A 4651-nucleotide genomic window follows, 5' to 3' on the forward strand; every position below is an offset into this window, starting at 1 on the left:
TCTCATCGACTTGAAAAGTAGGTTCATATCTAACTATAGGCTCTTCAGGACGCATAAACTCTCCCCGACAATTACGCCCAGGTTTTCCAAGTTGCGGCTTAATATATTCAATAAGTAGGTCACCCTTTTTAACATTTTGAATAAATCCGCGTGCTGCATAGTCAATTTTTGTATTTTCATCTATTTCATGATTTGTTTCATAATGGAGTATTATTTTATCATTTATGGTTGCAGTAGGCTCAGGTGACTCTGCAATCAAATAAGTTTCATTTTTAGTAAAACTCAACTCCTCTGCCACCTCTAACTGTGCAGAGAGTTTAGAGATAAGAGCAGGAACCATCTCATCAAAAATATAGATTAAAATACCTGCTCGTATCTTCTTTTTATTGAGCATATCTTCAAAATCATGTGCAAATGTTGGATATTGCAATAGTTTTGAACCGGAGAATACACTTAAGTAAACTTTACTCTTTGTTGCATTTGCACCGACTGCTGTTTTAAAATCATTACATGGATTAGAATCATCAGGCTGTTTTAAAAATATCTCTACCTCATAAACCTGTTTTATTTGAAAATTAGGATTGAGTAACTGTTCATTTGTATCGAGTTCATGTAATTTATCTGGAGATATTTCATTCCAATCAACATTTGCTGAATGATCATCGAGCATAACACGCGTATATGTCTGCACATCAAAAAGATTAAAGTCTAAAGTTTCAGGCTGAATCTCATACGATTTTGCTACCTTAAAAATTTCACTAGCAATATTTTGTGTACGCACTACTATTGGTCTTACTTTTTTTATAGATGATTTAGGAGTCTCTTTTTTTGAACCAAATAGTGCCATAGATTATTTACCAAACTTATTTTTAATTTTATAGGGGATATTTTAACTAAACCTTTGTTAAAATTTCGTAAATTTACAACAAACACTATATTAAACAAAAAAAGAAGCCTATGTTCAAAGCCATTTTCACCAACAGTTCAGGAATATTATTCTCAAGAATTTTAGGATTTATCAGAGATCTGCTCACTGCATCTGCCCTTGGTGCAAATGTTTACAGTGACATATTTTTCATTGCTTTTAAGCTGCCAAATCTCTTTCGTCGTATTTTTGCAGAGGGTGCATTTACGCAAGTTTTTATGCCTGCGTTTGCAAGAACAAAACACAAAGCAGTTTTTAGTGCAAATATATTTCTGCTTTTTCTCTCTATCATTCTTATTATTACCCTGCTTGTAAATCTTCTTCCTGCACTCTTTACAAAAGCCATAGCCGTTGGATTTAATGCCCAGACAATTCATCTTGCAGCCCCTTATGTTGCCATAAATTTTTGGTATCTACCACTCATTTTTATTGTCACTTTCTTAAGTTCAATCTTGCAATACAAAGGACACTTTGCCACCTCAGCATTCTCAACAGCACTCTTAAATCTCTCACTTATTTTTGCACTCCTACTCTCAAAAAATACGAATGAGAGTACCATAGTTTATTATTTAAGTTTTGGTGTTGTCATCGGCGGACTTTTGCAAGTAGGTGTGCATCTTATGACTCTTTATAGAATGGGACTTATGAAGCTGCTTTATGGAGGCTTTAAATATCTTACTCAAAAATCAAAAATCATAAAAGAAGATACTAGCAAATTTAAACGCAACTTTTTTCCTGCCATGTGGGGAAATTCTACCGCACAGGTCAGTGCCTTTTTAGACACTTTTTTAGCCTCATTTTTGGCAACTGGTTCCATCTCTTATCTCTACTATGCAAACCGTATTTTTCAGCTTCCCCTTGCTCTTTTTGCCATTGCCACTTCTGTCGCCCTCTTTCCAAAAGTAGCACGCTACTTGAAAAACAATGATGAGAAAAAAGCCTTGGCAAATTTGGAAAAAGCCTTTTGGTTTTTAAGCGCATTGCTCACAGCAAGCACCATCGGTGGCATTATCCTCTCTCATGAAATTCTAAAACTACTTTTTGAGCATGGTGCATTTAGTGCTACTGACACTACAAATACAAGTGCTGTTTTACAAATGTATATGATAGGACTGCTCCCCTTTGGCATACAAAAACTCTTCGTTCTTTGGCTCTACGCAAAAGAGATGCAGATGCATGCTGCTAAAATCGCCACTATTTCACTGCTTACTTACATTGTATTGGCACTTACATTCATTGCTCCATTTGGTGCAGCCGGACTGGCACTTGCGAGTACTCTTGGCGGTTGTGTAAGCTTCTTTTTTACTATTAAAGTATTTGGCAAAGAGCGCTTTTTTGCTATACTTCTGAACAAAAAGCTTATTTATCTTATTGTAGGTGCTATTGCGTTTACACTTTTACTTATACTATTAAAGGATTCTATCAGTGCATATATTTGATTCTGTACAAAAAACAAAACGAAAATTCACTCCTCTTGAAGAGGGGAAAGTCACACTCTATGTTTGTGGTCCGACTGTTTATGATGATGCCCACTTAGGACATGCAAAATCAGCACTTGTTTTTGACCTGCTTACACGCGTGTTAGAGGCAAATGGCTACACCGTGACTTATGCTCGCAATATTACAGATATTGATGATAAAATCATAAAAAAAGCAATAGAGCAGAAAAAAGATATAAAAGAGATTACCGACTTCTATACAGATGCTTTTCATACAGAGATGCAAGCTATAGGTGTCAAACGCCCTACTTTAGAACCAAAAGCGACACAAAGTCTTGAAGCGATGTATGCACTTGTCCAACAACTCTTAGACAAAGGTCATGCCTATCAAACAACTGATGGTGATGTCTATTTTGATACAGCAAGCGATTCAAAATACCTTAGCCTCTCACACCGCATTCAAAATGAAGAAGATAAACAAGAACGCGTAGAGAGCTCTTCTTTTAAACGCAATAGTGCTGATTTTGCTCTTTGGAAAAGTGTCAAAGATGACTCTGTTACTTTTGAATCTCCTTTTGGAGCGGGTCGTCCTGGCTGGCACTTAGAGTGTTCTGCGATGATAGAGAAACATCTTGCTTATAAAGATAGAGAATTTGCCATAGATATTCACGGAGGCGGTGCAGACCTGCTCTTTCCTCATCATGAAAATGAAGCGGCACAAACACGCTGTGCGACAAATCATGCTCTTGCAAACTACTGGATGCATAACGGTTTTGTAAACATTGATGGTGAGAAGATGAGTAAATCTTTAGGTAACAGTTTTTTTCTCAAAGATGCACTAAAAGAGTATGATGGTGAGGTGTTGCGTTTTTATCTTTTAAGTACGCATTACCGTAGTGACTTTAACTTTAACACCGAAGATTTAATGCACTCTAAAAAGCGTCTTGATAGACTTTACCGTCTAAAAAAACGCCTCTTTGGTCTTGCCCAAAATGAGCAAGAGACTGCGTTTAGTAAAGCTCTGCTTGAAACACTTAATGACGATATGAATGTTTCAACTGCACTCGCACTCATTGATGAGATGATAAGCGGTGCAAATGAAACACTCGACACAGCAGGAAAACATAAACAGCTTAAACGCGAGACAATGGCAAACCTTACTTACATCGAAAAACTACTCGGTTTTGGTCTAAAAAATCCATTTGAATATTTTCAATTTGGTGTAGATAGTGCCACAAAAGAGCAAATAGACGCACTTATAGCTAAACGCAACGAAGCGAAAAAAGCAAAAGATTTTGCTCTCTCAGATAGCATTCGTGATGAAATTTTAGCCTTTAATGTCAATCTTATGGATACTCCACAAGGTACTTTTTGGGAGAAAATCTAAGCGTGACTACACAGGAACTTCAACAACATATAGAAAACCAATCCCTAAACGCAACCAATGAGTTTCAAAGACTCTTTCATGGTCGTGGTGGGCTTTATGAGGGTATGAGACATCTTACTATTGACTCCATTGACACTATAATCAGCGTAGCACTCTATTTTGAAGAAGAAAATGAAGATGAAATCATCACTATGCTCCAAGCGTTTGTCACAAACTCTCAAAAGTACAAAACCTTAGTCATTCAAAGAAGATACATAAAAGGTGCCCCAAGCGAAGTTCTTATGGGAGAAGTCCCAGAAGAGTTGAGTATTTTAGAAAATGGCATGCAGCTCAAACTCAACCTACTCTCAAACAAAAACAACTACTACTTCCCCGATATGAAAAATGGTCGTGCATTTGTACGAGAACATGCAAAAGGCAAACATATACTCAACCTTTTTTCCTACACCTGTGCCTTTTCAGTCGCGGCAAAGTTCGGTGGTGCAACCTCAGTTGTCAATGTCGATATGAGCAAAGGAGCGTTAAAAATAGGAATGGCTAACCATGCTCTAAACAATCTTGATCCAAGAGGCGTAAGCTTTTTACCCTACAATATTTTAAAATCTTTCTCAGCCCTTAGAAAAAAAGGTCCTTACGATATGATTATCATCGACCCACCAAGTTTTCAAAGAGGAAGTTTTGAGGCAACAAAAGATTATGAAAAAATTATTAAAAGATTACCAGAACTTGCAGCCAAACAGTGTACGCTATTAGCTTGTCTAAACTCTCCTGAACTAACAAGTAAGTTTATTATTGAAAAGATAAAAGCTTTTGCACCAAGTTTCAAATTTGAAAAACGACTTGAAAATCTCACTGCGTTTGCAAGTGCAGATGAAGAAAAAAGCATTAAAAATCTTATAT

4 protein-coding genes are annotated in these 4651 nt (G+C 36.6%); 3 read left to right on the plus strand and 1 reads right to left on the minus strand.

Going from position 1 to position 4651, the window contains the following annotated elements:
* On the minus strand, nucleotides 1-847 hold an 847-nt coding region (locus MVY38_RS03355), incomplete at its 3' end, for a flagellar assembly protein A (RefSeq protein WP_297483579.1).
* A 110-nt stretch (nucleotides 848-957) separates the two neighbouring features.
* Here MVY38_RS03355 and murJ point away from each other — a divergent pair.
* The 3 genes from murJ to MVY38_RS03370 form a co-directional block, all read left to right on the plus strand.
* Complete coding sequence (gene murJ / locus MVY38_RS03360) at nucleotides 958-2364, plus strand: murein biosynthesis integral membrane protein MurJ (protein ID WP_297483581.1); 1407 nt, start codon at nucleotides 958-960, stop codon at nucleotides 2362-2364.
* Nucleotides 2351-3751, plus strand: a complete 1401-nt coding sequence (cysS, locus tag MVY38_RS03365; protein WP_297483583.1) for a cysteine--tRNA ligase — start codon at nucleotides 2351-2353, stop codon at nucleotides 3749-3751. Before murJ ends, cysS begins: the two co-directional genes overlap by 14 nt.
* The coding region (locus MVY38_RS03370; protein ID WP_366939748.1) for a class I SAM-dependent methyltransferase at nucleotides 3736-4651 on the plus strand (916 nt) is incomplete at its 3' end. The genes cysS and MVY38_RS03370, both read left to right, overlap by 16 nt.

Source organism: Sulfurimonas sp., from assembly GCF_027056685.1.
Taxonomy (GTDB): Bacteria; Campylobacterota; Campylobacteria; order Campylobacterales; family Sulfurimonadaceae; genus Sulfurimonas.

Excerpts from the sequence above, each read along its gene's own strand:
- murJ (WP_297483581.1), top strand. The coding sequence starts at position 958 with ATGTTCAAAGCCATTTTCACCAACAGTTCAGGAATATTATTCTCAAGA.